Below are 3,877 nucleotides of genomic sequence, written 5' to 3'. Positions count from 1 at the left end.
TAGATAAGCGTAGGGAACTCGTGTGCAGAGGGACCTCCTTTGAGAAGACGAGCTGAGGGGCACGAACCCACCCACGAGCGTGACCAGCGTCACGCCTCACGCGAGCGGGGCGAGCAGCTCGGGAAGCGAACCCTCTACCAAGCGGAGACTGGACGCGATCGCCGCTGCAAACAGGAGCATGGCAGCCAGGGGCGCAACCGTGGGAATCCCGACCGCGAGCACCTCGCTGTCGACCCAGATCGAATTTGGGATATCCGTCATCGGTGAGACTACCGAGACGATTTGGCTAGCTACATCAGCGTTTGCCAGATCGGTATCCGGAGTATTAACCAACGAAACGTGTCTTGTGCGTTATTGTTGGTTAATGCTCAGCTCCATGCAGTCACGTGATCTGGAGAGATGACGTTTGGTTGGGAATGAGTGCCTATAGCCACTCACGGCCGACCGATTCGATGCCCCGGAGTTCGTCCTGTGGATAGTGTTCGGAGAGTCGGTGGACGATATCCGCGATCTCCGCAGGTGAGAGAGAGACGTCGTCGAAGTACAGTACCGCCCGGAAGGTGTCTGCGTATAGCTCTCTCACGAGATCGTCGTCGTAGGTGACGATCACGCGATCTTCTCTTTTCGAGTACTCGGCGATGGAGGTGTCTGCTGTTCCCTTCCCGAGTTCGGGAGCGAAGTCGATGTGGACGACGTCGTGACCGTAGTTCTCCAACCGGTGGAGAACCTCGGACTCGATGTTTTCGTCGAGAAGCAGCCGATACGACATCGGTCACTCCGACGTCGTGGGGGGCGTTACCGAGGTTCGGCGCTCGGCTTCCTCGACAGCCGCTCGATGGCGTTGTTCGACCTCGCGCATCTCGGCCGGATTGCTGTGATAGTACGCGAGGGCCTCATAGACGTCGGCGATGTCGACGTTGTATTTCTCGGCCACCCGTTCGGGCTTCACGTCTTCCTCCTCGACGAGTTCGTGGACGAACCGAACCGTCAGTCGGCTTTCCCGTATGTGTGGCTCGGCATGGATCTCCGACTCGTCGGCCGTGACGATGCGGTACTCCTGAGTGGCCATCACGTGAGCATACTCGCTACACCGTCTTTAATGTGATTCGGCACGCGTATCTCTCAGCGGTTGCCAACCTGCCGACGATATCGGCCAGAGAGAGTTCACCGACACGTTCGTGTGAGACAACCGTCCAGCCCGGCATTCCCGTGTCCGCGAGCGCCGTCTCAACCGTTGAGATACAGCCCTTGCAGTCCGCCAACACCGGGATGCACGCTCCCAATCAAGGATACGGGAAGTATACGATATCTACGGGAATACTTTTGTATATTACCGTCCAACGAGTACCCACGTCATGTCGAAGTCGACAGATCAACGGGGGCGGATCTACCTTCCGAAGGACATCCGCGAGCGATTCGGTGACCAGTACCGCATCGTCGAACTCCCGAGCCACGTCGCGCTGTTTCCCGTCGACGAGGATCCGCTGGACGGCCTCCGAGCGGCCGTCGGCGACGCTTTCGCAGATCGGACGGCCGACAAGCTAAAAACAGAGGCGCGCGAGGCGATTGCTGACGAGGTTCGAAAAGAAGCAGACGATCGGTCGGAGGAGGACGAGACGTAGCCGTGTACGTCGAAACGGACTTTCTCACCGCCTTGGTGAAAGACGACGATTGGCTGCAGGACGCCGCAATCCGGGCCCTCGAAGAGCGCGACGATATCCACACCTCGATACTCGCGTACGCCGAGGTGCTGGTGTTGTTCTACGACCGCGAAACCGCCGAGTACGAGATCGATGCGCCGCGGGCGATCACCAATTTGCTCGAACTCGTTCCGATCGTCCCGGCCGAACACGAGGACGCGGTGCTGGCCGCCGCGGCGTTTCTCGACGAATACGATCTCACCCCGTTCGATGCGCTCCACGCCGGCCTCGTTACCACCGGTGATGAACGTGTGCTTTCGACGGAACAGGCCTACGACACCGTCGGACTCACTCGTAGGCCGCTCGAATCCGGGCCTTCCGAGTGAGGAATCCGCCTGAGGGCGAGTGCTCATACGACCCGGTCCAACCAATCTGGCGAGGTCACGCCCGCAGACGGAGCGGTCGGCGGCGAGCCGATTCGAGACTGAGCGCGGTGTATTTCAGCGGACAGACGTTCGCCGACACCACCGTGTCGAATGTTCGATCACACGCCCTCGAAATCCGCCTCGAAGGAACGATATCCCGACGGTCCGTGGTCCGCGACGCGCTCCAGCGGATCGACGCGTCCCTCCCGGTGGCGGTCGGCCCAGCGGGTCGCTCGCTCTTCGAGTCGGTCGACGACGTCGGGATACTCGTCGCTCACGTCCGTCTGTTCCCACGGGTCCGCATGCATATCATACAGTTGGTAGTCGGGGAGGACGCCACGCCACATGCCGGGGTGGAGCGTGTGAATCAGCTTCCAGCGGTTCGTCCGGGTGGCTCGCTGAGCGGTGTATAACCCGTGATCGAACACGACTGCGTCGCGCCAGTCGGCGCCGGCTGACTCGATGATCGGCCGCAGCGATCGCCCCTGCCACCGGTCGGGCGGTGGCTCGCCGAGGTAGTCCGCAATCGTCGGGGCGAAGTCGACGTTCGTGACGAGGTGGTCCCGGATCCCCGGGTCGACGGCCGTGTCCCGGGGCGGTTTCACGACCATCGGGACGCGCTGGGTGCCGTCGTGGGTCGACCAGTGCTCGCGATACAGTCCGTGCTCGCCGAATTCCTCCCCGTGGTCGCCCGAAAGGACGATGAGGAACTCGTCGTACTGGTCGGTCTCCCGGAGGTAGTCGAGGAGTCGGCCGACGTGGCGGTCGGCATAGTGGATCTCGGCGTCGTACGCGGCGATCAGGTCGGCGAGGTCGTCCCGGGATTCGATGCCCGTGTGTGTCGCCGACCGCACCGCGTCCCACGTTCGATGCCGGTCCAGTTGCTCCGCGGTCGGGAACGGCGGGAGCGTCCCGTCTTGGAACCGGGCGATCTCGTCGTCCGAACGGTTGTACGGCGCGTGCGGGTCCCAGAACTGCGCGTACAGGAAGACGTCCCGGCCATCGGTTCGTTCCAGCGCGTCGATGGACTCGTCGACGACAGCCTCGGCACGCGGCGTCTGGAAGGACACGTGTCCCCACTCCGTCGTCATGTCCTCGTCCGGTTCCTGGGGCTGTACGAACTCGTGCCAGACGTGATAGAACCACGGTGCGGGATGTCGCGGGAAGGAGGACACACCGATCGTCCGGACGCCGTTCTGGAAGAACAGTTCCGGCAGCGTCCACCAGGGACGGTCGGGCTGATTTTCGGTCCACGACCCGGCCCAGTCCGTCTGATTGGCCGGCCGGTTCATCTGCTGGGACTGCCGGCCGTGTGTCTCGACGCCGTTCGCGATCCCGTATCGCCCGGACGAGAGTGCCGCTCGTGACGGCATACACGGCGAGTTCGCGACGTACCCGCGTTCGAACGCGACGCCGTCTTCGATCAGCGTATCGATATTCGGCGTCGTCTCTCGGTCATAGCCGTAGCCGCTGACGTGGTCCACACGGAGGGAGTCGATGTCGAGGAAGAGTACCTTCATTGTGTCGTGTGAACAACTGCCTCGCCGGGTCAAATAAGTGGGGTTTCAGGTGAACAGGTGAGTCCCGCGTACACCTCCCAACGGTGTTCCAAGTGCGGGTTCACCCACGAGAACAACCGCCCGACTTCGGACGGACAGGACGTATTCGAGTGCCTGAAGTGCGATTACGGAAAATTCGAGGACGCAAAGCCTCGCGCTTCAGCGCGGGAGGATGTCAATCGCTGGCGTTTTGTGTGCGTTGCTCGCTGAGTTTTTCCCAAATTTCTGTACGACCGGCGCCGTCTCGATGTCG

General features: G+C 61.9%; 6 protein-coding genes and 1 pseudogene. 3 read left to right on the top strand and 4 right to left on the bottom strand.

From position 1 onward, the window contains the following. Nucleotides 1-96 precede the first annotated feature (96 nt). The 3 genes from GJ633_RS14855 to GJ633_RS14845 form a co-directional block, all read right to left on the bottom strand. Nucleotides 97-261 carry a hypothetical protein gene (locus GJ633_RS14855; protein WP_156589431.1) on the bottom strand — a complete coding sequence of 55 codons (165 nt, stop codon included), beginning with the start codon at nt 259-261 and terminating at the stop codon, nt 97-99. A gap of 163 nt (nt 262-424) precedes the next feature. Then, nucleotides 425-769 (bottom strand): DUF5615 family PIN-like protein, encoded by a 345-nt coding sequence (locus tag GJ633_RS14850; protein ID WP_156589430.1) that lies wholly within the window; start codon nt 767-769, stop codon nt 425-427. Nucleotides 770-772: 3 nt separating this feature from the next. Beyond that, nucleotides 773-1,069 (bottom strand): DUF433 domain-containing protein, encoded by a 297-nt coding sequence (locus GJ633_RS14845; RefSeq protein WP_156589429.1) that lies wholly within the window; start codon nt 1,067-1,069, stop codon nt 773-775. 286 nt (nt 1,070-1,355) lie between these two features. Here GJ633_RS14845 and GJ633_RS14840 point away from each other — a divergent pair, with 286 nt between their 5' ends. Both GJ633_RS14840 and GJ633_RS14835 read left to right on the top strand, forming a co-directional pair. Continuing rightward, nucleotides 1,356-1,622 (top strand): AbrB/MazE/SpoVT family DNA-binding domain-containing protein, encoded by a 267-nt coding sequence (locus tag GJ633_RS14840; RefSeq protein ID WP_156589428.1) that lies wholly within the window; start codon nt 1,356-1,358, stop codon nt 1,620-1,622. A 2-nt stretch (nt 1,623-1,624) separates the two neighbouring features. Next, entirely contained in the window at nt 1,625-2,026 is a 402-nt protein-coding gene (locus tag GJ633_RS14835) for a PIN domain-containing protein (RefSeq protein WP_321169113.1), read from the top strand. Between the two features lie 158 nt (nt 2,027-2,184). Here the strand turns inward: GJ633_RS14835 and GJ633_RS14830 are convergent, their stop codons facing one another. Further along, nucleotides 2,185-3,585, bottom strand: coding sequence for a sulfatase (locus GJ633_RS14830; RefSeq protein WP_156589427.1), 1,401 nt, complete (start codon nt 3,583-3,585; stop codon nt 2,185-2,187). Between the two features lie 39 nt (nt 3,586-3,624). On the opposite strand from GJ633_RS14830, the pseudogene GJ633_RS14825 reads away from it, so the two are divergent. After that, a pseudogene (locus GJ633_RS14825) lies at nt 3,625-3,768 on the top strand (zinc ribbon domain-containing protein); the annotation flags it as partial. Nucleotides 3,769-3,877 lie beyond the last annotated feature (109 nt).

The organism is Halorubrum sp. CBA1125 (genome assembly GCF_009742825.1).
GTDB lineage: Archaea > Halobacteriota > Halobacteria > Halobacteriales > Haloferacaceae > Halorubrum.
Note: the sequence above shows the minus strand (reverse complement) of the source record. Positions and strands in the feature narration are given on the sequence as shown.

Coding starts and splice junctions, on each gene's coding strand:
- GJ633_RS14855 (WP_156589431.1), bottom strand. CDS start 261: ATGACGGATATCCCAAATTCGATCTGGGTCGACAGCGAGGTGCTCGCG.
- GJ633_RS14850 (WP_156589430.1), bottom strand. CDS start 769: ATGTCGTATCGGCTGCTTCTCGACGAAAACATCGAGTCCGAGGTTCTC.
- GJ633_RS14845 (WP_156589429.1), bottom strand. CDS start 1,069: ATGGCCACTCAGGAGTACCGCATCGTCACGGCCGACGAGTCGGAGATC.
- GJ633_RS14840 (WP_156589428.1), top strand. CDS start 1,356: ATGTCGAAGTCGACAGATCAACGGGGGCGGATCTACCTTCCGAAGGAC.
- GJ633_RS14830 (WP_156589427.1), bottom strand. CDS start 3,585: ATGAAGGTACTCTTCCTCGACATCGACTCCCTCCGTGTGGACCACGTC.